The organism is Leisingera sp. ANG49 (assembly GCF_059694505.1).
The window spans coordinates 1-21,693 of the sequence record NZ_JCATZN010000008.1; the positions used below are offsets into that span (position 1 = coordinate 1).

General features: G+C 63.7%; 18 protein-coding genes and 1 pseudogene. 12 read left to right on the forward strand and 7 right to left on the reverse strand.

Translation table 11 applies throughout. The features are described from left to right. Window positions 1–309 precede the first annotated feature (309 nt). From AC58NV_RS20145 to AC58NV_RS20170, 6 genes are all read left to right on the forward strand, one after another. Window positions 310–1,254, forward strand: a complete 945-nt coding sequence (locus AC58NV_RS20145) for a CheB methylesterase domain-containing protein (protein WP_497228816.1) — start codon at window positions 310–312, stop codon at window positions 1,252–1,254. 25 nt (window positions 1,255–1,279) lie between these two features. Next, complete coding sequence (locus tag AC58NV_RS20150) at window positions 1,280–1,843, forward strand: chemotaxis protein CheD (protein WP_497228728.1); 564 nt, start codon at window positions 1,280–1,282, stop codon at window positions 1,841–1,843. Window positions 1,844–1,948: 105 nt separating this feature from the next. Beyond that, entirely contained in the window at window positions 1,949–2,752 is an 804-nt protein-coding gene (gene modA / locus AC58NV_RS20155; protein WP_497228729.1) for a molybdate ABC transporter substrate-binding protein, read from the forward strand. Beyond that, window positions 2,749–3,453 (forward strand): molybdate ABC transporter permease subunit, encoded by a 705-nt coding sequence (gene modB / locus AC58NV_RS20160; protein WP_497228730.1) that lies wholly within the window; start codon window positions 2,749–2,751, stop codon window positions 3,451–3,453. The genes modA and modB overlap by 4 nt, the downstream gene beginning before the upstream one ends. Then, window positions 3,453–4,535, forward strand: coding sequence for a molybdenum ABC transporter ATP-binding protein (modC, locus tag AC58NV_RS20165; protein ID WP_497228731.1), 1,083 nt, complete (start codon window positions 3,453–3,455; stop codon window positions 4,533–4,535). The genes modB and modC overlap by 1 nt, the downstream gene beginning before the upstream one ends. Window positions 4,536–4,659: 124 nt before the next feature. Then, entirely contained in the window at window positions 4,660–5,490 is an 831-nt protein-coding gene (locus AC58NV_RS20170; RefSeq protein WP_497228732.1) for a bifunctional allantoicase/(S)-ureidoglycine aminohydrolase, read from the forward strand. A gap of 50 nt (window positions 5,491–5,540) precedes the next feature. Here AC58NV_RS20170 and bhcR read toward each other — a convergent pair whose 3' ends face one another. Then, window positions 5,541–6,374, reverse strand: coding sequence for an HTH-type transcriptional regulator BhcR (gene bhcR, locus AC58NV_RS20175; RefSeq protein ID WP_497228733.1), 834 nt, complete (start codon window positions 6,372–6,374; stop codon window positions 5,541–5,543). A gap of 198 nt (window positions 6,375–6,572) precedes the next feature. On the opposite strand from bhcR, the gene bhcA reads away from it, so the two are divergent. From bhcA to AC58NV_RS20200, 5 genes and pseudogenes are all read left to right on the forward strand, one after another. Beyond that, window positions 6,573–7,763 carry an L-aspartate--glyoxylate aminotransferase BhcA gene (gene bhcA / locus AC58NV_RS20180; RefSeq protein ID WP_497228734.1) on the forward strand — a complete coding sequence of 397 codons (1,191 nt, stop codon included), beginning with the start codon at window positions 6,573–6,575 and terminating at the stop codon, window positions 7,761–7,763. Next, on the forward strand, window positions 7,763–8,731 hold the full coding sequence (gene bhcB / locus AC58NV_RS20185) for a beta-hydroxyaspartate dehydratase BhcB (protein WP_497228735.1): 969 nt from the start codon (window positions 7,763–7,765) through the stop codon (window positions 8,729–8,731). Before bhcA ends, bhcB begins: the two co-directional genes overlap by 1 nt. 16 nt (window positions 8,732–8,747) lie before the next feature. After that, window positions 8,748–9,911 (forward strand): 3-hydroxy-D-aspartate aldolase BhcC, encoded by a 1,164-nt coding sequence (bhcC, locus tag AC58NV_RS20190; protein ID WP_497228736.1) that lies wholly within the window; start codon window positions 8,748–8,750, stop codon window positions 9,909–9,911. A 72-nt stretch (window positions 9,912–9,983) separates the two neighbouring features. Continuing rightward, window positions 9,984–10,949 (forward strand): iminosuccinate reductase BhcD, encoded by a 966-nt coding sequence (gene bhcD / locus AC58NV_RS20195; protein ID WP_497228737.1) that lies wholly within the window; start codon window positions 9,984–9,986, stop codon window positions 10,947–10,949. Between the two features lie 157 nt (window positions 10,950–11,106). After that, window positions 11,107–11,525 (forward strand): annotated as a pseudogene (locus AC58NV_RS20200) (transposase); the annotation flags it as partial. A 144-nt stretch (window positions 11,526–11,669) separates the two neighbouring features. Here AC58NV_RS20200 and AC58NV_RS20205 read toward each other — a convergent pair. The 6 genes from AC58NV_RS20205 to AC58NV_RS20230 all read right to left on the reverse strand — a co-directional run bounded on the left by AC58NV_RS20205 (window position 11,670) and on the right by AC58NV_RS20230 (window position 20,458). Beyond that, on the reverse strand, window positions 11,670–13,727 hold the full coding sequence (locus AC58NV_RS20205) for an adenylate/guanylate cyclase domain-containing protein (RefSeq protein ID WP_497228738.1): 2,058 nt from the start codon (window positions 13,725–13,727) through the stop codon (window positions 11,670–11,672). A gap of 80 nt (window positions 13,728–13,807) precedes the next feature. After that, window positions 13,808–14,086, reverse strand: coding sequence for a hypothetical protein (locus tag AC58NV_RS20210; protein WP_497228739.1), 279 nt, complete (start codon window positions 14,084–14,086; stop codon window positions 13,808–13,810). A gap of 69 nt (window positions 14,087–14,155) precedes the next feature. Continuing rightward, on the reverse strand, window positions 14,156–15,403 hold the full coding sequence (locus AC58NV_RS20215; RefSeq protein WP_497228740.1) for an NAD(P)/FAD-dependent oxidoreductase: 1,248 nt from the start codon (window positions 15,401–15,403) through the stop codon (window positions 14,156–14,158). Next, window positions 15,400–16,422 (reverse strand): Ldh family oxidoreductase, encoded by a 1,023-nt coding sequence (locus AC58NV_RS20220; RefSeq protein WP_497228741.1) that lies wholly within the window; start codon window positions 16,420–16,422, stop codon window positions 15,400–15,402. Before AC58NV_RS20220 ends, AC58NV_RS20215 begins: the two co-directional genes overlap by 4 nt. 55 nt (window positions 16,423–16,477) lie before the next feature. After that, entirely contained in the window at window positions 16,478–18,004 is a 1,527-nt protein-coding gene (locus AC58NV_RS20225) for a trimethylamine methyltransferase family protein (RefSeq protein ID WP_497228742.1), read from the reverse strand. A gap of 24 nt (window positions 18,005–18,028) precedes the next feature. Then, complete coding sequence (locus tag AC58NV_RS20230) at window positions 18,029–20,458, reverse strand: GcvT family protein (RefSeq protein WP_497228743.1); 2,430 nt, start codon at window positions 20,456–20,458, stop codon at window positions 18,029–18,031. A 229-nt stretch (window positions 20,459–20,687) separates the two neighbouring features. On the opposite strand from AC58NV_RS20230, the gene AC58NV_RS20235 reads away from it, so the two are divergent. Beyond that, window positions 20,688–21,566, forward strand: coding sequence for a LysR substrate-binding domain-containing protein (locus AC58NV_RS20235; protein ID WP_497228744.1), 879 nt, complete (start codon window positions 20,688–20,690; stop codon window positions 21,564–21,566). The last annotated feature ends 127 nt before the right edge of the window (window positions 21,567–21,693 follow it).

Below are 21,693 nucleotides of genomic sequence, written 5' to 3' on the forward strand. Positions count from 1 at the left end.
CTCCCCGGCTGCAGCCCCCGCCCCGGCCGCCAAGCCGGCCCCCTCGGCGCATGGCGGGGACAACTGGGAGATCGAGGCCAGCCCGGCGCCTGCGCCTGCGGCCAGCAGCGGCAATGCCGCCCGCGATCTCTGGCAGGACTTCTGAACACTCACCGGAGGCGCCGCCGAAAACGGTGGCGCCTTCAGACTATGGCAACCTGTGCCTGCAATTCTGAGGGCACTGCAATTTGACTGGGGAAACCATTGTCTTCGCGTAACTTATTGATCATTACCACAGACCGCAACTTTGCCCGCACCTTGCAGGGCTATATGGAATCCGCTTATCCCGGCATGAAGGTGCTGTTGGCCAACAACCTGATGATGGCTTACAATCAGGCCGAGGCCGCACAGCCGGTTTTTGCCTTTGTCGAGGACGGGTTCACCAAGCTGCCCGAATTTGAAATGATGATGGCGCTGTTCTCCGCCATGGACACCCGCTGGGTCTCCGTGATGGAAACCCAGGGCGCCACGCCGGCACGCAAGTCCTCGCCGCTTCTGGATGTCGGCGCAGGCATCTTCGAGCTGACCAAGTCCGATCACCCCAGCCAGTTCGCCCAGTATTTCGACATGATGATCAATGCGCCGCGCCGCAGTCCCAGGGCTGCTGCTGGCGCCTCGGCTTCCCGGCCGGCCGCAGCGGCCGGAGGCAGCAAGAAGCTTATCCTGATCGGTTCTTCGACCGGCGGGGTGGAAGCGCTGCGCAATGTGCTGGTCGGCTTTCCCTTCGACTGCCCGCCGACCCTGATCGTGCAGCACACCGGCAAGAACTTCGGCACCGGCCTTGTGTCGCTGCTGGACCGCATTTGCCCGGCCCGGGTCCGGGCCGCCGAAGACGGCATCACGCTGGAGCCCGGCCATGTTTATATCGCCGCCGGCCAGCGCCGCCATATGGGCATCACCAGCCGCAAGCCGCTGCGGCTGCGGATGAAGGCAGGTCCGGATATTTCCGGCCACACCCCTTCTGTTGACGCTCTGTTCACCTCTGCCGTGCCATACGGGAAGGACGTTGTTGCCACCATCCTGACCGGCATGGGCCAGGACGGGGCCAGGGGGCTTCTGGAACTGCGCAAGGCGGGCGCCAAGACCTTTGCCCAGGACGAAAAGTCCTCGGTGGTCTACGGCATGCCGCGAGTGGCTTGGGAGATGGGTGCTGCCCAGCAGCAGGTACCTCTGGCCCGGATGGCCAATACACTACTACAGGCCAGCAAGGCCTGATCGAACCGCAGGAAGGGACCAGACTTTGACCACAGTTTTCGCCAATTCGAAATCCGTTACGGTTCTGCAAGGGGAATACCGGGTGAGCACGGATCCGAAGATTATGTTCTCCACGGTCCTAGGCTCGTGCATTGCAGCCTGCATTTACGATCCGGAAAATGGTGTAGGCGGGATGAATCATTTCCTGCTGGCCAACGCCCGCCAGGGCGGAGCTGCCAATGCCCGCTATGGCATCCATGCGATGGAGCTGCTGATCAACGGCATTCTCAAGAAAGGCGCCATCCGTTCCAATCTGAAGGCCAAGGTGTTCGGAGGCGCGAAAATGTCGGCAAACCTGTCGGACATCGGTGCGGCGAATGCCGACTTTGTCCAGCGTTTTCTGCGCGATGAAGGCATTCCTTGTGTCTCCTCCAGCGTAGGCGGCACCTCGGCGCGCCGGGTGCGTTTCCACGCCTGCTCCGGTGCGGCCCAGCAGACTCATGTCCAGGATGACCGCAAACTCGGCGAACTGGAGCAGCGCGCTGCCGCCCGCCCGGCACCTGCCCCCGCGCCCGCAGCCGGCGGCGCAGGCGTGGTCGACCTGTTCTGACCTGCAGGCATCCGCAACGGGGGCTCCGGAACTTGGGCCTGCACAGCGGCTGCCGGAAAATACAGTTTGCCCGGACCGGACAGCGGGGGTAGTCCCTAAAGGGACATGACGGATAAACTGGCCCAATATTTCAATTCAATGGCTTCGCCGGGCCTCTGGCGGAGCCTTTTTGCCGCGGGTGCCATCTTCCTCGGGCTGGCAGGCATGGGGCAGGCCGGGATAACCGTCTTTGCGGCCGCCAGCACCAAAACCGCACTGGATGAAACCGCCGTGACCTACCTGGCAGACACCGGCCATAACGTGACTCTCTCCTATGCCGGCTCTCCAGCCCTGGCCCGGCAGATCCAGCTTGGCGCCCCCGCTGATATTTTCATCTCCGCCAACCCCGGCTGGATGAATGTCCTGCAAGAGGAAGGACTGATCGACTCCGCCTCCCGTGTCGACTTGCTGGAGAACGCCCTGGTTCTGATTGCCTATGGCAGCGGTGTGCCGCCCCTGGATCTGGCGGCAGCCGATCTGGCCGGGCTGCTGGGCGAGGGGCGCCTGGCCATGGCGCTGGTGGATGCGGTGCCTGCGGGCATCTATGGCAAGGCAGCGCTGACGACGCTGGGGCAATGGCCTGCGGTGGCGCCCAAGGTGGCCCAATCCGCCAATGTGCGGGCCGCGCTGGCGCTGGTTGCCTCGGGCGAGGCTCCGATGGGGGTTGTCTATGCCACCGATGCACGCGCGGAATCCGGCGTCACGGTGATCGCAGACTTTCCGGAAGGCAGCCACCCTCCGGTCATTTACCCGGCTGCGGTGGTGACGAGCGGCAATACGGCTGAGGCCCGGGCATTTCTGGAATACCTGCGCGGCCCCGCCGCAAGGAGCATCTTCCGGAAGCACGGTTTTGGAGTGCCGGAGGAGTGAGCGCTGAAACTGCATGGCTGGGACCTGAGGAATGGCAGGCAGTCATGCTGTCGCTGCGGGTTTCGATCTGGGCAACGCTGGCGGCGCTGCCGCTGGCGGTTTTTGCCGCCTATGCGCTGGCACGCTGGCAGTTTCCCGGCAAGCAGATCGTCAACAGCCTGGTGCACCTGCCGCTGATCCTGCCGCCGGTGGTGACCGGCTATCTGCTGCTGATGGTGTTCGGCACCAAAGGCCCGGTCGGAGAAGCGCTGCAGCAAATCGGCATTGTCTTTGCGTTCCGCTGGACCGGGGCGGCGCTGGCGGCTGGCATCATGGCCTTTCCGCTGATGGTACGGGCGATCCGCCTGTCCGTGGAGGCGGTGGACCCCAAGCTGGAACAGGCCGCCGCCACCTTGGGCGCATCGCGCCTGATGTGTTTTGCCACCATCACCCTGCCGATGATCCTGCCCGGTCTGATTGCCGGCACGGTGCTGGGTTTTGCCAAGGCAATGGGCGAGTTCGGCGCCACCATCACTTTTGTCTCCAGCATCCCGGGCCAGACCCAGACGCTGCCCTCCGCGATCTATACGTTCCTGCAGGTCCCGGGCGGCGAGACAGCGGCGCTGCGGCTGACGCTGATATCGATTGCCATCGCGTTGACCGCTCTGCTGCTGTCGGAGCTGCTGGCGCGCCGGGCAGCTGACCGGGCCGGGGGACGCTGATGCTGTCCGTCTCTCTGCAACATGCGCTGCCGGGGTTCGGGCTGGATGTGCAGTTCGAGGCGCCGCCGGGCGTCACGGTGCTGTTCGGCCGCTCCGGCACCGGCAAGACCACAGTCATCCAGGCGGTGGCCGGGCTCATCAGGCCGGATCAGGGCCGGGTGACGCTGAATGGCGAGGTGCTGTTTGACACCACCCGGCGGCATTGGCTGCCGCCGCACAAGCGCCGCATGGGCTATGTCTTTCAGGAAGGGCGGCTGTTCCCGCATCTGACGGTGCGGCAGAACCTGGCTTTCGGGCAGTGGTTTGCGCCGCGGGACGCCAAGCGCGAAAGCTTGGACCGGGTGGTGGAGCTGCTGGGCATCGGCCCGCTGCTGCAACGCCGTCCCGGAGGGCTGTCAGGCGGCGAAAAGCAGCGTGTCGCCATTGGCCGCGCGCTGCTGGCTGCGCCGCGGATGATCCTGGCGGATGAACCGCTGTCGGCGCTGGACGAGGCCCGCAAAGCGGAGATAATGCCCTATTTCGAACGGCTCCGGGATGAAATCGGCATTCCGATGCTATACGTCAGCCACTCCGCCGCCGAAGTCGCCCGTCTGGCAACCACCGTGGTTGCGCTGCAGGACGGCAAGGTGCAGCGGCAGGGAACAGCAGCCGAGGTTCTGGGCGACCCCGCGGTGATGCCTGCAGGTGTCCGAGCGGCGGGCGCATTGCTGCAGGCACGGGTTGCCAGGCATCACAGTGACGGGCTGACGGAACTGGACGCAGGCGGTGTGCCGCTGTTCCTGCCGCAGATTGCCAAAGCACCCGGCAGTCTGGTCCGGATCAGGATATCAGCGCATGAGGTGATCCTGTCGCGCCAGCGCCCGGAAGGGCTGTCAGCGCTCAACATCCTGCCGGGCACCGTCGAGCATTTGCGCACAGGCGGCGGACCGGGCGCCATGGTCTCGCTGACGACGCCAGCGGGCCGGGTGCTGGCCCGTGTCACCCGCCGGTCAGCGCAGGCGCTGGGGCTGGAGCCGGGCGCGGAATGCCATGCGATTGTCAAAACCGTCTCCATCGCGCCGGAGGATATCGGCGGCGGGTAGGTGCCTTTACCTGCCTTCAAAAATTCCGAAATAATCCTTCAGGTAATCTTGATACGGAAATAAGTTCGGTTGCGCGGGGCAGCCGGGTATCAATGGGGCAGCACTTCAGCAGGAAAGGCAGCCCATGACCAAACGATCCTATTACGCGCCGGAAGGCGGGCTGCCGCCGCAGACCCAGCTGCTCACCGACCGCGCCATGTTCACCGAGGCCTATGCGGTGATCCCCAAGGGCACGATGAGCGATATCGTGGCGAGCCTGCTGCCATTCTGGGACAAGGCCCGCTTCTGGGTGCTGTCGCGGCCTCTGTCCGGCTTTGCCGAAACGTTTTCCCAGTACATTGCCGAAGTGCAGCCCGGCGGCGGCAGCGACCGGCCGGAAACCGAGCCGGGCACCGAGGCGGTGCTGTTCGTGGTGCAAGGCGCCATGACCCTGACCATCGACGGCACCACGCATGAGATGGGGGAGGGCGGCTATGCCTTCCTGCCGCCGCAGTCCAGCTGGAGCTTGCGCAACAACACCGGCGCACCGGTACGGTTCCACTGGATCCGCAAGGCTTATCAGGCGGTTGCCGGGCTGGACGCGCCGGAGGCCTTTGTCACCAACGAAAACCACGTCGATCCGACCCCGATGCCGGAAACCGAAGGTAAGTGGGCAACCACCCGGTTCGTGGACCCCAACGACCTGCGCCACGACATGCATGTGACCATCGTCACCTTTGAACCCGGCGCGGTGATCCCCTTTGCCGAGACTCATGTGATGGAGCACGGGCTTTATGTGCTGGAGGGCAAGGCGGTCTACCGGCTGAACCAGGACTGGGTCGAGGTTGAGGCCGGCGATTACATGTGGCTGCGCGCCTTCTGCCCGCAGGCATGTTATGCAGGCGGCCCGGGCAAGTTCCGCTACCTGCTGTACAAGGACGTGAACCGGCACATGCCGCTGGCGCCGTTGCGCTAACGGCGGGGGAGCGCCCGGCCTGAAAATGTGCCCGGGCGCTGCCCGGCTGGTCAGCCGGGCGGGGTCTGATCCGCTGCCGGCGCCCCCAATCCGTAAGACAGTTTCTCTGCAGCGTCCTTGACCAGGGCGCCAATGCCGTTGATGCCCCCATCCGGCATCCGCGCAGTGGGGCCGGAGATGGAGATCCCCGCCAGCACCTCTCCCTGCATGCCGAAGACAGGCGCTGCGACGCAACGCATGCCCGGCGCCTTTTCCTCATCATCAAAGGACCAGCCGCGGCTTCGGATCCTGGCCAGATCAGCGCGAAGCGCCTCTACGGACGTCAGAGTCTTTTCTGTGAACCGCTCCAGAGTCCGGCCGCGCAGGAATCGGGCCAGCTGATCTTCCCCGAAACAGCTGAGCAGCGCCTTTCCGATGCCCGAAGCATGCATCGGCGAGGTGGTGCCGGGCGGAAAGAAGGCGCGGATGGATTCATGGGTTTCCACCTGGCTCACGAACATCACGTCGCCGCCGCGCTCGATGCCGAGGTTGGAGGTCTCGCCGGTGGCCTCCATCAGCTCGCGCATCACCGGCCGCGCCCGCTCGATCACGCTGGAACGGCGCAAGAAGGCGGAGCCGAGGCGAAAGGCCATCGCGCCGATGTGCCAGGTCTGGGACTGCGGATCCATCTCGACGATCTGGCGCGCCGCCAGGGTGGCCAGCACCCGGTACATGGTGGCCGCCGACTGATCCAGCGCCGTGGACAGTTCGGTCAGCGTCATGCCGCTGGCGCCGGCCAGCGCGTCGAGCACGTCCAGCGCCCGGTCAAGCGATTGAATGGTGGCCGGCTGGCTGGCGGAATCAAAGCTTTTGGGGCGGCCCTTGCGGCGCGGTGCTTGCGGCATTTTCAAGCCTCCCGAGGCATTTCAATAAGCAGCTTATGGATAAAACTGAAAATCGTTTCTGTACAGTGAAAAAACTAAAGCCTTTGAATTTATGGTGAAAATCACATATTTTTGCGTTTCTGAAAGCTTTTTTCAAAAAAATTTCCCTGCGTAAGTCTTGTCTCTAAAGTGAAGGAAATCGCCACAGGAGGGCACGACATGAGCTTTCAAAATCCGGTTTTCATTCCCGGTCCGACCAATATGCCCGAAGCGCTGCGCAAGGCGGTGGACATGCCGACGCTGGACCACCGTTCGCCGCTGTTCGGACAGATCCTGCATCCGGCACTGGCCGGTGTGAAGAAGGTTCTGAAAAGCGAAACCGCCGAGATCTTTGTCTTTCCGTCGACCGGCACCGGCGGCTGGGAAACCGCGATCACCAACACGCTGAACGCAGGCGACAAGATCCTGGCCGCACGCAACGGCATGTTCAGCCACCGCTGGATCGACATGTGCCAGCGCCACGGGCTGGACGTTCAGGTCGTCGAAACCCCCTGGGGGGAGGGCATTCCGGCGGACCGTTACGAGGAAATCCTGACCGCCGACAAATCGCACGAGATCAAGGTGGTTCTGGCGACCCACAACGAGACCGCAACCGGTGTGAAATCCGACATCGCCGCAGTCCGCCGCGCACTGGACGCTGCAGGCCACCCGGCGCTGCTGTTCGTTGATGGCGTGTCCTCGATCGCCTCGATGGACTTCCGGATGGATGAATGGGGCGTCGACATCGCCGTCACCGGCTCGCAAAAGGGTTTCATGCTGCCGCCGGGCCTGGCCATCGTTGGTTTCTCACCCAAGGCGATGAAAGCTGCCGAGACCGCGACCCTGCCGCGCACCTTCTTCGATATCAAGGACATGGCCGCCGGCTATGCCAACAGCGCTTATCCCTATACGCCCTCTGTCGGTTTGCTGAACGGTCTGAACATGGCTTGTGGTATGCTGCTGGATGAAGGGCTGGAGAACGTCTTTGCCCGCCACCACCGGATTGCCGAGGGCGTCCGCGCCGCGGTCCGCGCCTGGGGGCTGGAGCTTTGCGCCGTGTCGCCGGACGTCTACTCCGACAGCGTCAGCGCGATCCGCACGCCGGACGGCTTTGACGCCAACAAGTTCGTCAGCCTGGCGGCCGAGAAATACGGCGTCGCCTTTGGCACCGGCCTGGGCGAGGTCGCGGGCAAAGTGTTCCGCATTGGCCACCTGGGCAGCCTGACCGACGTGATGGCGCTGTCGGGCATTGCGACCGCCGAAATGGTCATGGCCGACCTTGGCCTGAACATCCCGCTGGGCTCCGGCGTGGCGGCTGCACAGGACTACTACCGCGGCAACACCGCCAACAGCACCAAGGCTGCCGCCTGATGAAGGATACCGCGATGTATATCCCGACCTATGAGGACATGCTGGCTGCGCATGAGCGCATCCAGCCCCATATCCGCCGCACGCCGGTGCGCACCTCCGATTACCTGAATGAGCTGACCGGGGCTGAGCTGTTCTTCAAGTGTGAGAACTTCCAGGAACCGGGCGCTTTCAAGGTGCGCGGCGCTGCCAACGCGGTGTTCGGGCTGGACGAAGAGCAGGCGAAGAAAGGCGTGGCAACGCATTCCTCGGGCAACCATGCCTCCTGCCTGTCCTACGCAGCCATGCTGCGCGGCATTCCCTGCAACGTGGTCATGCCGCGCACTGCGCCGCAGGCCAAGAAGGACACCGTGCGCCGCTATGGCGGGCGGATCACCGAGTGCGAGCCCTCGACCTCCTCGCGCGAGGAGACCTTTGCCAAGGTGCAGGCCGAAACCGGCGGTGATTTCGTGCATCCCTACAACGACCCGCGCGTGATTGCGGGGCAGGGCACCTGCGCCAAGGAATTCGTGGAGCAGACCGGCGGCCTCGACTTGGTTGTGGCCCCGATCGGCGGCGGCGGCATGATCTCGGGCACCTGCCTGACGCTGTCGACGCTGGCACCGGAAACCAAGGTGATCGCGGCAGAGCCGGAGCAGGCCGATGACGCCTACCGCAGCTTCAAGGCGGGCTACATTATCGCCGATGACGCGCCCAAGACCATTGCCGACGGCCTCTTGGTGCCGCTGAAGGAGCTGACCTGGCATTTCGTCAGCAACCACGTGAGCGAAATCTACACCGCCTCGGATGCCGAGATCATCGACGCGATGAAGCTGATCTGGAAGCACCTGCGCATCGTGATGGAACCGTCCTCTGCGGTGCCGCTCGCCACCATTCTCAAAAACAAAGACGCCTTCGCGGGCAAACGCGTGGGCCTGATCGTCACCGGCGGCAATGTCGACCTCGACAAGCTGCCCTGGATGAACAGCTAAACTGGGGAATAGAAACATGAACGCACAGACCAAATTCGAAGAGCTTGAAGTCGGCTATGATGTCCCGGCGATCCCGGGCATGGACGAGGCTGACATCCAGACCCCGGCGCTGGTCCTCGACCTGGACGCGCTGGAGCGCAACATCAAGAAGATGGGCGACTATGCCAAGGCGCATGGCATGCGGCACCGGGTGCACGGCAAGATGCACAAGTCGGTGGATGTGGCCAAGCTGCAGGAATCCCTGGGCGGCGCGGTTGGCGTCTGCTGCCAGAAGGTGTCCGAGGCCGAGGTCTTTGCCCGCGGCGGCATCAAGGACATTCTGGTTTCCAACCAGGTGCGCGACCCGCAGAAAATCGACCGTCTGGCCCGCCTGCCCAAGCTGGGCGCCCGCACCATCGTCTGCGTTGACGATCTGGACAACGTGGCTGACCTGTCGGCAGCGGCGCAGAAGCACGGCACCGAGCTGGAAGTGTTCGTCGAGATCGACTGCGGCGCCGGCCGCTGCGGCGTGACCACCACCGAGGCGGTTGTCGAAATCGCCAAGGCGGTGAACGCGGCTGAGAACCTCAAGTTCTCCGGCATCCAGGCCTATCAGGGCGCGATGCAGCACATGGACAGCTACGAGGACCGCAAGGCCAAGCTGGACATCGCCATCGCGCAGGTTGCCGATGCGGTTGAGGGCCTGAAGGCCGAAGGCATCGAGTGCGATCTGGTCTCCGGCGGCGGCACCGGCTCCTACTACTTTGAATCGAACTCCGGCGTGTACAACGAATTGCAGTGCGGCTCCTACGCCTTCATGGACGCGGACTACGGCCGCATTCTGGACAAGGACGGCAACCGGATCGACCAGGGCGAGTGGGAAAACGCTTTCTTCCTCTACACCCAGGTGATGAGCCACGCCAAGGCCGACAAGGCCATCGTGGATGCGGGCCTTAAGGCACAGTCAGTCGACAGCGGCCTGCCCTTCATCTTCGGCCGTGACGATGTGGAGTACATCAAGTGCTCGGACGAGCACGGTGTGGTCTCTGATCCCTCCGGTGCGCTGAAGGTGGGCGACAAGCTGCGCCTGGTGCCCGGCCACTGCGACCCGACCGCCAACGTGCATGACTGGTATGTCGGCGTCCGCAACGGCAAGGTTGAAACCGTCTGGCCCGTCTCGGCCCGCGGCAAGGCCTACTAACCGAACCATCCCCGAACTGGCGGAGGTGCGCATGCCGCCCTCCGCCGGCTTTTTTGTTGAGGAGAAACAGACATGTATATCGTTCCGGAAAAGGCGATTGCGGACCTGGTGACCCGCGAAGCCTCGTTCGATGCGGTCGAGAAGGTCTTTGCCGCCATGGCCTCGGGAGATGCCTACAACTTCCCCGTGGTGCGCGAGGCGATCGGCCACGAGGACGCGCTTTACGGCTTCAAGGGCGGCTTTGACCGCGCAGGCCTCACCCTGGGCCTCAAGGCCGGCGGCTACTGGCCGAACAACCTGGAGAAGCGCGGGCTGATCAACCACCAGTCCACCGTTTTCCTGTTCGACCCGGACACCGGCAAAGTGAAGGCGATGGTGGGCGGCAACCTCTTGACCGCGCTGCGCACCGCGGCCGCCTCCTCGGTGTCGATCAAGCACCTGGCCCGCCAGGACGCCAAGGTTATCGGCATGATCGGCGCAGGCCACCAGGCCAAGTTCCAGCTGCGCGCGGCGCTGGAGCAGCGCAGCTTCGAGAAAGTCATCGGCTGGAACCTGCACCCGGAGATGCTGCCGAACCTGCAAGAGGTGGCGGAGGAAGCAGGGCTGCCCTTTGAAGCGGTTGAACTGGATGGCATGCGCGAAGCGGATGTGATCATCTCGATCACCTCGTCCTTTGACGCGATCCTGAAGGCCGATCAGGTCAGCCCCGGCACCCACGTCGCCTGCATGGGCACCGACACCAAGGGCAAGCAGGAAGTGGACCCGCAGCTGCTTGTCAAGGCAGACGTGTTCACCGATGAGGTTGCCCAGTCCGTTTCCATCGGCGAGGCGCAGCACGCAATGGGCCAGGGCCTGATCCAGGAGGCAGACGTCGCCCAGATCGGCGCGGTCATCAACGGCACCAATCCGGGCCGCACCTCGGACGAGCAGATCACCCTGTTCGACGGCACCGGCGTCGGCCTGCAGGACCTGGCCGTCGCAGCCTCGGTCGTTGAGGTGGCGGTCGAGAAGGGCATCGCCATCGAGGTCGATTTCTAAGCCCCGGCCAGAAACACATTCTGCAAATATCCGCATTTCCTGGTTACGTCCGGATGCCGTTGCAGTCGGTATCCGGATAGAGCCCGGTCACTAGCTGAAAGCTCGGGATCTGCAGACCCTCGAACAGGCGATCAGGACGAGCGCTGCAAAGGCTCGGGTCCCAGAGCAAAGCAGTCTTTGCGAGGAGGCGCATCTGAACTTGGCGTACCGGTGGTTTTGTCGGCATGATCTGAGTGACCGGGTTCCGGACCACTCGACGTTTTCGAAGAACCGCCATGGCCGGCTCTGCAACAGCGAACTGTTGCAGCATTAGTTCGAGATGAGAGTCGTGCGCTGCTTCGAGGGAGGTCTAGTCAGCGCATGGCCATCGACGCGAGCCTGATTGAGGCAGATGCCAACAAGCAGAACTCAACGCCGACGGAGGAATGGGACGTTGTGAGGATTGGCCCGGCTGACGCGCCCCGCGCCTTGCGCGAGTATCTCGAAACGCTGGACGAGGCCGCGTTCGGCGCGGCTAGCGAGGTCCAGCCCAAGTTCACCTCGCATTCCGACCCGGCCAGCCAGTGGACTGCCGCGCATATCCGCTTCCGCATGCATTTAGTCACTTTGTGGCCTAAAATCGATCAAAGTTCAAAGCCATCGGCACCCAGCAGACAGGTGTTACCCTGCCTGAAAACGTTTGGAGAACGGAGATTGGTTAGCCATTTTTTTCTTGACGGCTCACTTCGCGTCGGCGATCGCAACGCCTGTCCAGTCATCTGCTGGCGGCGCGAAGGAAAATGCGGCGGCACGCCGTTTCATGACCGCAGAGGCGGGATCACCGCCGCGTTCTGCCTCCGCCCTCTCAAAGGCTGCAATCGCTGCGTCAAAATCTCTTTGCCGGTACCGCGCAAGCCCGTCTTCATAGGCCTCAATCCAGGCCCGCGGACCTTCTAAATCATCGGACATCGCAATCAGCTCAAAGACAACAATTCCCTCAGCCCGTCCGAACACCGCAAGCGTGTCCAGCTCCCGCACCACGATCTTGCTGCCGGCCGCCTGCCGCGTTTCCGGCCCGATCAGAATCGTTGTTCCATAGAGCTTGTTAGCCCCTTCCAGCCGGCTTGCGATGTTCACGGCGTCACCCAATGCCGTGTAGTTCAGCCGCTGCTCAGAGCCGATATTCCCGACCAGCGCCTCGCCGGAGTTCAGACCGAGCCGAATGCGCAGCGGACGGCCCGCGTCGTCCTTTATGCCGGTCGCGGCGACAGCCGAGACAAGGTCGAGAGCTGCACGGCAGGCGTTTTCAGCGTGGCTCGAATTGCGGCGCGGCGCTCCCCAGAAGGCCATCAGCCCATCACCGATAAACTTGTCGATGGTGCCCTCGTGGCGGGTAATGGCAGCCGACGCAGCACTGAAGTAGGTTTCCATCAGCGGAATGATCTTTGTGCCCAGCCGCTCCGAAAGGCCGGTGAATCCGGCGACATCACAGAACAGCACCGAAATCTGCTTCATGCTGCCTCCAGGCTGGGTACGGATGCCCTCGGCCAGCAGCATCCGGACCAGGTCGGCCGGCAGATACTTGCGAAAGGCCGAAAGCCCTGCAGCCATACTGGCAGTTGCGGCTGAAAGGTCTGAAAGCTCCTTCAGCTTGGATTTCCGGGGCTCGACCTGTTCAACATCAAAGCGCTCGACCTTGTTCAGGTCGTCAACGATCCGCGCCAGAGGCGTTGAAACGACCCGCCGCACAAGCCAGATCGCCAGGCCGGTCGCAACAAGCACGGCGCCGATCAGCACGTAGATGAGCCGCATCAAGGTACGGTCGATCTCCGACAGAAACGCCGATTCCGGGATTACTGTTGCAACACGCCAGCCGTAGAACCCAAGCGGTGTCAGCGCCACTGCGTGGGGCACGCCGCCGCTGACGATCCGGGTCGCCGCATCCGGACCTGAACGAGTAGAAGATGGCCCCAGAAGCTGTTCCCCCGCCAGTTTGGCGACTTCAAAAAGCGCCCCCTCGCCCATGCGCGCAGGCGTGATCTCATCCGCATTCGGGTCAGGCACGGCGATGACCTTTCCATCCGCGTCCAGAATGAAGGCCGCGCCAAACCCGCCAGGCTGCAGCGTGCCAAGGAAACGTGACAGCCGGTCCGTCTCGATGACAACCGCCAATACGCCTTGCCGCCTGCGGAACACGTCGACCGGGCCGGCAAAGGCATAGGCTTCTTTGCGGGTGCCGGGCAAATCCTGCGCATCGACCCAATCCGGGCCGTCGCTGCCGATGAAATCGCGGAACCAGCCGGTGCCGCGAGGGTCATAGTCGGTTGGAGTGAAGCTGCGTTCTTCGAACTGGATGTCGCCGGGAATGAAGATGTAGCGGTCCGAGCGCAGCATCCGGTCCCGGATAGCGTCGTCGATTTCAATCATCTCCAGGCCACCGTCGCCCAGGCGGTGGGCTGCGAAGAAATCTCCATCTTCCCAACCGAACATGATCCATGAAATGTTAGGCTGCGCCTGCAATTGGGACAAAAAGACGAACTCCCGCTTGTCGGCTTGCCGAGTCTCTATGACGTTCTGCACAAAGATGGTGCGCACGGCCGCCCACGCGGCCTCTGCTGATCGCAGGGTCAGCCCGACTTCGATCCGGACAGTATTGGCGATCTGGCTGTTGATTTCAGCCGCAAGCATCTGGCTGTTTCCACGCGCAGTCGTCCACCAAAGCGAGTGGACAACGAAGGTGGACACACCAATCGCAAACGCCACCAGCAGTGACACGGCGATTCCCACATTGATGCGCATCCTGGCTCCTCATCGGCTGTATGCGCTGGAGGCAGAACCTTAGATGGCGAGTTGGCCCAATGAAACCCCGTTGTTGCGGCCTAACGAGAGCGAAGGTGCTGTTGGGCATTGCCGACCTTCTCGGCTATCCAGGCTGCAATTGCAGCGAACGATGGTTTCGTTGCAATTGCCGCCATTCTGTTATCGAAAGTGCTGTGCGATGCATGAATGGCAGATTCGACGAGCGGGATGCAGCATTGATGACTGCCGCTGGAGGGCAGCCTAGGGCCGAGGTCGTGCGGAAACTCGCGGTTTTCAGCGGCCTTGGCCGCGAGCGATATTGCAAAGTTAACTTTTGCGCAATTTTGCAAAACCAGCATTCTTGGCTTGCCCCGCCAAGTGTTTCTAATCAAGGCGCTGCGGCGGAAAAGGATGGGTAAAACAACAATTCAGGTTCCCTGAAATCTGTCCGGCCCGAAAACGCTGCTCCAGGTCTCCCGTGGTCGTTCGGCGATTACATCTGCGATTAAACGTCCGGTGGTAGCCCCAAGCGTCAGCCCTAGCTGGCCGTGGCCGGTGGCAAAGGACACATTCGCCAGTCTGCCTGTTCTTCCGATAATAGGCCGGGTGTCGGGGGTGAAGGGGCGGCGGCCCATGCGGCGGCTGCGGCGGCTGTACTGCAGATCCGGCAACACCCGGTAGGCGCGTTTGACCAGTACATCGGCACGGCGCCATTTGGGCGCGGCGGCGAGACTGGCGAATTCCACTGTTCCGGCAACCGCCAGCTCATTCTCATATGGCGTGATGCCGAACCCGCCTGCAGGGTAGAAAACCGTATGCTTCAGATCCACACCGGTATCCTGCAAGCCTGTCGAATAGCCCATCACGCCTTCCAGCTGCAGCGGGATGCCCAGCTGTCTGGCAAGGCCCTTGGAATGGGCGCCTGCCGCAATCACCAATTCATCGGCAGCCAGCAGCCGGCCGTCTGACGCCCTGACGGCATTGACCCTTGCGCCGTCGCGTTCAAAGCCCGCACAGGCCAGTGGCAGCACCGTGCCACCGCGCTGGACGAAGGCCCGCATCAGTTGTTCCACCAGGCGCTTGGGGTCTGCCACATAGCACCAGTCGCGCAGCACCGAAGCGTATTTGAAGTCCCAAGCAAGCGCCGGCTCCATCTCATGGGCTTCCTGGCCGGAGATGTCGTCGATGGTGCAGCCCAGTTTGCGCGCTAGATCAAAGGCGGGGCCCATCGTGGCTTTATCCCGCTTATCATCGAACAGCTTGATCACCGGGCGCTCCACCAGCAGATCCTGGGCGCCGATGTCTGCAAGCTGCGCCTTGAAATCCGCGGTGGCGGTAAAAGTCAGCCGGGCCAGATCGGCGGCAATCGCCCGCATCCGCGCGGGCAGGGAATTGGCGGTGAAGCGGGCAAACCAAGGCAGCAACCTCAGCGCCGAGGCCGGACGCAGCGACAGCGGCGCCTCGGGGTCCAGCAGCCAGCCCGGAACTTTCATAAGCATGCCCGGCTGCGACAGCGGCACGATCTCCCCCACTGCGATGCAACCGCAGGAGGCCCAGCTTGCACCCTCGCCAACAGGACCGGGCTCCAGAACTGTGACGCTGTGCCCGTCCGCCTGCAGCGCCAGCGCGCAGGAGATGCCGACAATGCCGCCGCCGGCAATCACCACCCGTTTCATGCGGGCCCTGCCAACGCATCGAGCTGCGCCAGCAGTTCGGTGCTGACAGCAACCCCGTCCGCCTTTGCCGCCGCGCGTTTCTTCAGCCGCCCGTCGCCGGGCACCCGGGCCGTGCCGTTGCCCTCGATCTCGGCGCAGATCCCGGTGATGTAGTCACCGAATGCGGCATTGCCGAACCGCTCCGGGTCGATCGCGATCAGGGTGGCACCGCCCTTGATGTTGAGCGCCCCGAAGGATTCGCGTTCCTGATTGTCAACTGAAAGCGTGCCGCCCGCCAGCGCCGCGCCCAGCACCTCGATCATGAAGGCAATCGCTGCGCCCTTATGCTCGCCAAAGGGCAGCAGGCTGCGGGTTTCCAGAATGGCGTTGGGGTCGGTGCTGGGGTTGCCTTCCGGATCCAGCCCGGCAGGCCGGGGCAGGTCGTGGCCCTCAGCTGCCGCCATGCGGACGTCCATCAGCGCCACCATCGAGGCTGCCTGATCCCAGACCACCGGCGCGCCGTCCTCGCGCGGGCAGGCAAAGGACATCGGGTTGGTGCCGAACGCCGGGCGCACGCCGCCCTGCGGCACCACCATCGACAATGAGTTGATCACCGCCAGCGCCACCAGCCCGGCCTCGGCCAGCGGCTCGGTGTCAAACCGCAAGCCTCCCAGGTGGTGGCAGTTGGCGCAGGTAAAGGCGGCAATGCCGTTCTCGCGCGCCAGCGCAATCAGCTCCTCCCGCGCCGCGGCGGCGGCAATCTGGTAATAGCCGTTGCCGCCATCGCCGCGCAGAACGCCCGGCGCGATCTTCTCGATCTTCGGGGCGGCGGCGCCATTGGCATAGCCGGAGGTGAAGCTCTGCGCATAGACCGGCAGCATCCGCAGCCCGTGGCTGCGCGGGCCGTCGCGTTCCGAGCTGGTCACGATCTCCGCGATCAGGTCGCTGCCCGCCGCGTCCATGCCCGCGGACACAAGGACGGATTTGGCCAATGCCCGCACTTCGGCGAGTGAGAGCGTTTTTGTCGAAGATGTGGTCATCGGATCAAATCCTGTCCTTGTGCCGGGTCAAAGGGACGCTTTGGCGCCCGCAGTGTCAGGCTTGGTACAATGCGCGTTTCTTGGCAACAAATTCGTCCAACGCGCCGCGCTGATCCTCCGGCATCGGCGGCTGCACATAGCTATCCAGCATCCGCCGCGCCGCCTCGCGGCCGGTGATCTCCGCGGTCTTGGCGCCTTCCGCCTCCCATTGCTCGAAACTGTCGTTGTTCTGCAGCGGGTTCATGTGCATCGGGTTTTCGCGGGTATGATCGGTACCCAGGAAATGGCCGCCGGGGCCGATCGCCTCTATGTCGCCCAGCAGCGCATCCAGGTTCTCTTCCTGCAGGCCGCTGAAGAAGCGGTGGAAGTTCTCCAGTTGCATCGTGTCCTGCACCCATTTCGCATAAGAGACCCCCAGCGCGCCCTCCAGGAAACCGGCCGAGTGCACGATATAGTTGGCACCGCCCAGCAACGCCGGCCACATGGTGTTGGCGGTGTCGAAACCCGCCTGCATGTCCGGCGACTTTGATCCGGTCCACATGGTGCAGGTCCGCCAGGGCACGCCGTAAAACCGCGCCATCTGCCCCACCAGCAGGTTCATTAGCCCCGGCTCGGGCGAGCCCATCATCGGCGCGCCGGTCTTCATCGACACCCCCATGATTGCCACCCCCAGCACCATCGGTGCGCCGCGGCGGATAATCTGGCTGTAGGCCATGCCTGCCAGGCTTTCGGCAATCAGCAGCGCCACGCCGCCCTGCGGGCTGGCCGGGGCCGAGGCGCCTGCCAGCACAAAAGGCGACAGCAGGCAGGGCTGGTTGGCGGCGGCATAGACCCGCAAGGACTGCAGCATGGTCTCATCCCAGACCAGCGGCGTGTTGCAGTTCAGCAGCGCGGCCAGAACCACGTTCTCATCCACGAACTCCTCGCCAAAGACGATGCGCACCATCTCCACCGTGTCATACGCGGCCTGCTCCGACTGCACCGCCCCCTTGATCGGCTTGTCGGTCAGCGTCAGTGCCGCATGCACCAGCTCCAGATGGCGCAGCGGCACCGGCACGTCCTGCGGCTCCACCGGCAGGATGCCCGGCACCATCATCGACTGGCTCATCTGGCTCATCTTGAAGAAGTTATGCACGTCCTCCAGCGTTGAGGGGCGGCGGTTGCCGTCCAGGTCATAGACAAAGGGCGCACCATAGGCGTTGGCAAAGACCGAATGCCGGTTGCCCACCCGCAGCGAACGCTCCGGGTTGCGGGCGGCATACCCCCATTCCGACGGCACCGAGGCGATCAGCTCCATCAGCATATCGCGGTCGATGCGGACCCGTTCGCCCTGCACATCGGCGCCGGCCCGTTTCCAGTCCGCCAGCGCCACCGGATCGCGGAACACGATGCCAGTGGTCTCCAGGATCGTCATCGCCGCATTGTGGATCTTCTCCACCCCTTCCGGGCCCAAGAGATCAATGGGTCCGACCTGGCGGTTCAGCGCAGGCAGGTAGACCGGCGGCGGGTTGGTGCGGGCCTGGACGCGCGCAGCGCGGCCGCCCCGGGCGCCGCGCGGCGCCCGTGTTTTCAGTTCCGTCATGTTCCGCTCCTTCAGGTGTCGGGATCAGGCCCGGGCGCGTGCGCTGGTTGGGTCGACGGCGCAGATGCCGATCACCTCGGCCTCGCGCATCTCGTTGTGGACCATCACCTGCAGGGATGTGCCCTCGGCGGTGAACTCCTGCGGCACCAGCGCCATCGCGATGTCGTGGTTGCAGTAGTAGGAGAACCCGCCTGAAGTCACCCGGCCGATGAGTGTCCCGTCCTTGTAGACCCCCTCATCCGCCAGGACCGAGGTGTCGCAGAACGGCAGTTTCAGGGTGACCAGCGTGCGGTAGCCGCCCGCCTCCTTCTGCCGCAGCAGTGCCTCGCGGCCGATGAACTGCCGCCCCTCCAGCGCCACGAAACGGTCCAGCCCGGCCTCGAACGGCGTCATGTCCTTACAGATCTCGCGGTTGATCGCGCGGTAGGACTTCTCCAGCCGCATCGATTCCAGTGCTTCCAGGCCAAAGGGCTTGACGCCCGCTTTCAGCAGCAGATCAACCAGATGGCGGTTGTAGCCGGCCGGATGATGCAGCTCCCAGCCTAGCTCGCCGGTGTAGCTCACGCGCAGCAGGTGAACGCCCTTGGCATAACCCACCTCTCCCATCTGCGCCGTCAGCCAGGGGAAGGCTTCATTCGACAGATCGTTGTCGGTCAGATTCTGCAGGATCTCGCGCGATTTCGGCCCCGCCAGCGCAATCACCCCCAGCTGTTCCGAGATATCCTCCATCACAACCGAACCGTCATCCGGCAGCAGGCGCGACAGGCAGTCCCAGTTGTAGACCTGCCCGTTCGGGGTGGAGACCAGGTAGAAGTCGTTCTCGCCGAAACGGACGATGGTGTATTCGCCCTCCATGCCGCCCTGCGGGTTCAGCGCCACCGCCAGCGTCATCCGCCCAACCTTGGGCAGCTTGTTGGCCATGATCCCGTCCAGCCACTTGGCCGCCCCCGGGCCGCGCACGGTGAACTTGGTCATCGGCGACATCTCGATGAACCCGGCCTCCTCGCGAGTGACGCGCACCTCTTCCTGCACCAGCTCCATATGGCTGGTGCGGCGGAAGCTGTGCTCGGGGACCGCCTCTTCCGGCGATCTGGCAAACCAGCGCGGGAATTCATAGCCGTTGAAGGTGGTCCAGACCGCGCCTTGTGCTGTCAGCAGGTCGTAGGACGGCATCGTCTTCATCGGCCGGGCGCCGGGGAAATCCTCGCCCGGAACATGGGCGTTCATATGGGTGCCCCAGGTCTCGCGCACCTTGTCCATGGTCCAGCGCTTGGCGGCATAGTCGCCGAACCGGCGCGGGTCGATCTCGGACATGTCGATGCCGGGGTGGCCGTCAACGATCCAGCGCGCCAGCCGCTCGCCCATGGTGCCGCCCCACAGGATGCCGCCCGGCACGCCCTCGGCCAGCCAAAGGTTCTCATGCCCCGGCGCCGGGCCGCACAGCGGCAGCTCGTCCGGGGTCATCTGGAACGGCCCGCGGGTGTTGGCCTTAATGCCCACCTCGCCCAGGGCAGGCACCCGCTCCAGCGCCCGCTCCCACTGGGTTTCCACCGCCTCGAAATCCTCCGGCAGCAGGTCGGCGCCGAAATCGGGCGGCACCCGGTCCTCGGCAAACAGCTTGAGGTCCTTTTTGAACTCATAAGGCCCGAACTGGAAGCCGCCCACATCCTCGCGCAGGTAGGCGCCGTAATCCTCGTCGCGCAGGATCGGGAACTCCGGCAAGCCTTCGGCGCGGCGCTCCTTCAGCAGCGGCACGGTCTCGGTGGTCCAGTACTGGTGCACGATCGGGATGCAGGGCAGGTCCAGCCCCACCCGGCGGGCGTTCTCGCGGGCATAGTTGCCGGTGGCAAAGATCAGATGCTCGCAGGTGATCTCGCCCTTGCTGGTGGTCACCTTCCAGTGGCCGTTGTCCAGCTTCTCATACCCCTGCGCCTCGGTGTTCTGATAGACAGTCGCACCCTGGTCGCGGGCCAGCTTGGCCAGCCCCATGGTGATGTCGGCCGGGTTCACATAGCCGTCCTGGTCATGCAGGATGCCGCCACGGATGTTTTCGCTCTGCGCCAGCAGCGGGTGGATCTCTTTGATCTCCTCCGGCGTCACCAGGCGGCAGGGTACGCCCGCGGCCTCGGCGATGGAGATATAGGACTGGAACTCGTCCCAGCGCTTCTGGCTGTTGGCCACCCGCAGCTGGCCGACCTGGCGCAGCCCGACAGAGGTGCCCAGCTTCTTTTCCACCTCGCCGTAGATGCGGATGGTTTCCATCGTCATCTTGGAGATATTGTGCGAGCGCACGAAGGTCACCAAGAGGCCCGCCGCGTGCCAGGTAGAGCCCGAGGTCAGCGTGGTGCGCTCCAGCATCACCGCATCGCTGCAGCCGTGCTGGGTCAGCCCGTAAAGGATCGAGGCTCCGACACAGCCGCCGCCGACGACCACCACTTTTGCATGCGACTTCATAGTCCAACTCCTGTTTGCGGGTTTCCGGCAGCCTTGGCTGCTGCGGCAGAAATCCTGTGTGTCTCACCCGGGCGGCGCTGATCCTGAGCCGGGGAGTGATGCTGCATTCTGGCGTCTTTCCCGCATCCGGCAATTGCAAAAATTTTCATCTTGGCTTAGCTGAATTTGCCCAAAGGCAGAAGAAGAGACATCGTGTATTCAACATTTACGGCAGGAGGATAAAGCCGCCTTGCCCAAGCGCCCCTATGATCTGCCCCGGATGAGCTCCCTGGTCAGCTTCGAAGCCGCCGCCCGCAACACCTGCTTCAAGCTGGCCGCGGCTGAGCTGAACGTCACCCCCGCTGCGGTCAGCCACCAGATCAAGACGCTCGAGCGCGAGCTGCAGTGCAGCCTGTTCAACCGCTTTCACCGCGGTGTCGAGCTGACGGAAAGCGGCGCCTACCTGCTGGTCGCATTGCAAAGAGGGTTTGAGGGGATCAACGACGCCTTCGAGCAGCTACGCGCCCAGCACGGGCGCAGCTCGGTGACGATCCGCTCCAGCACCGCCGTCAGCTCCCTGTGGCTGACACCGCGGCTGGCGCATTTCTGGAAAAGCTACGAGCATATCTCGGTGGCGCAGATCGTCAGCGATACGGAGAAGGCCGCCGGCGATTGCGACCTCAGCCTACATTACGGCGATATGTCCCGCGACAGCGGCCACTGCGGGGCGTTGTTCCGGGACCGGATCATGGCGCTGTGCAGCCCGCGGTTTGCCACTCAGCACCAGGTAGACAGCGTCGCCGGCATCGCTGAGGTTCCGCTGATCCATCTCGACTCGCTGGAAACCGGCGGCACCGACTGGCGGGTGTGGGCGCACACCCTGGGCTATTCAGGTCCGTTGAAGTCCACCCACCGCGTCAACAATTATGTCATCGCACTGCAAGCCGCGCAGGATGACATGGGGGCGGTGCTGGGCTGGGAGGGCCTGACTGCAGACTTGGTCGCATCCGGCAAGCTGGTCAAGCTGCTGCCGGAAACCATTACGGCGCCGCTGGAATTCTATGTCAAACTGCACAACCAGGCATCAGACCGGGCGCGGCTGGTTTTTGACTGGCTGGCAAGCACCTGACACAAGATGCGCAAAGCCCGCGGCCGTTCCTACCTAGCACCCAGTGTGATTGATCGCGGCGGATCAATTCCGATCCCAATTAAATCGCCTCTGCCCGCCCTTCAGCTGACTCCATCCGAAATCTCTA

Bases quoted from the DNA above. Each gene is read 5' to 3' on its own strand.
- AC58NV_RS20215 (WP_497228740.1), bottom strand. From the start codon at position 15,403: ATGAAACGGGTGGTGATTGCCGGCGGCGGCATTGTCGGCATCTCCTGC.
- bhcD (WP_497228737.1), top strand. From the start codon at position 9,984: ATGTATATCGTTCCGGAAAAGGCGATTGCGGACCTGGTGACCCGCGAA.
- AC58NV_RS20230 (WP_497228743.1), bottom strand. From the start codon at position 20,458: ATGAAGTCGCATGCAAAAGTGGTGGTCGTCGGCGGCGGCTGTGTCGGA.
- AC58NV_RS20205 (WP_497228738.1), bottom strand. From the start codon at position 13,727: ATGCGCATCAATGTGGGAATCGCCGTGTCACTGCTGGTGGCGTTTGCG.
- modC (WP_497228731.1), top strand. From the start codon at position 3,453: ATGCTGTCCGTCTCTCTGCAACATGCGCTGCCGGGGTTCGGGCTGGAT.
- AC58NV_RS20210 (WP_497228739.1), bottom strand. From the start codon at position 14,086: ATGCTGGTTTTGCAAAATTGCGCAAAAGTTAACTTTGCAATATCGCTC.
- bhcR (WP_497228733.1), bottom strand. From the start codon at position 6,374: ATGCCGCAAGCACCGCGCCGCAAGGGCCGCCCCAAAAGCTTTGATTCC.
- modA (WP_497228729.1), top strand. From the start codon at position 1,949: ATGACGGATAAACTGGCCCAATATTTCAATTCAATGGCTTCGCCGGGC.
- bhcA (WP_497228734.1), top strand. From the start codon at position 6,573: ATGAGCTTTCAAAATCCGGTTTTCATTCCCGGTCCGACCAATATGCCC.
- AC58NV_RS20145 (WP_497228816.1), top strand. From the start codon at position 310: ATGGAATCCGCTTATCCCGGCATGAAGGTGCTGTTGGCCAACAACCTG.
- AC58NV_RS20225 (WP_497228742.1), bottom strand. From the start codon at position 18,004: ATGACGGAACTGAAAACACGGGCGCCGCGCGGCGCCCGGGGCGGCCGC.
- AC58NV_RS20220 (WP_497228741.1), bottom strand. From the start codon at position 16,422: ATGACCACATCTTCGACAAAAACGCTCTCACTCGCCGAAGTGCGGGCA.
- bhcC (WP_497228736.1), top strand. From the start codon at position 8,748: ATGAACGCACAGACCAAATTCGAAGAGCTTGAAGTCGGCTATGATGTC.
- AC58NV_RS20170 (WP_497228732.1), top strand. From the start codon at position 4,660: ATGACCAAACGATCCTATTACGCGCCGGAAGGCGGGCTGCCGCCGCAG.
- bhcB (WP_497228735.1), top strand. From the start codon at position 7,763: ATGAAGGATACCGCGATGTATATCCCGACCTATGAGGACATGCTGGCT.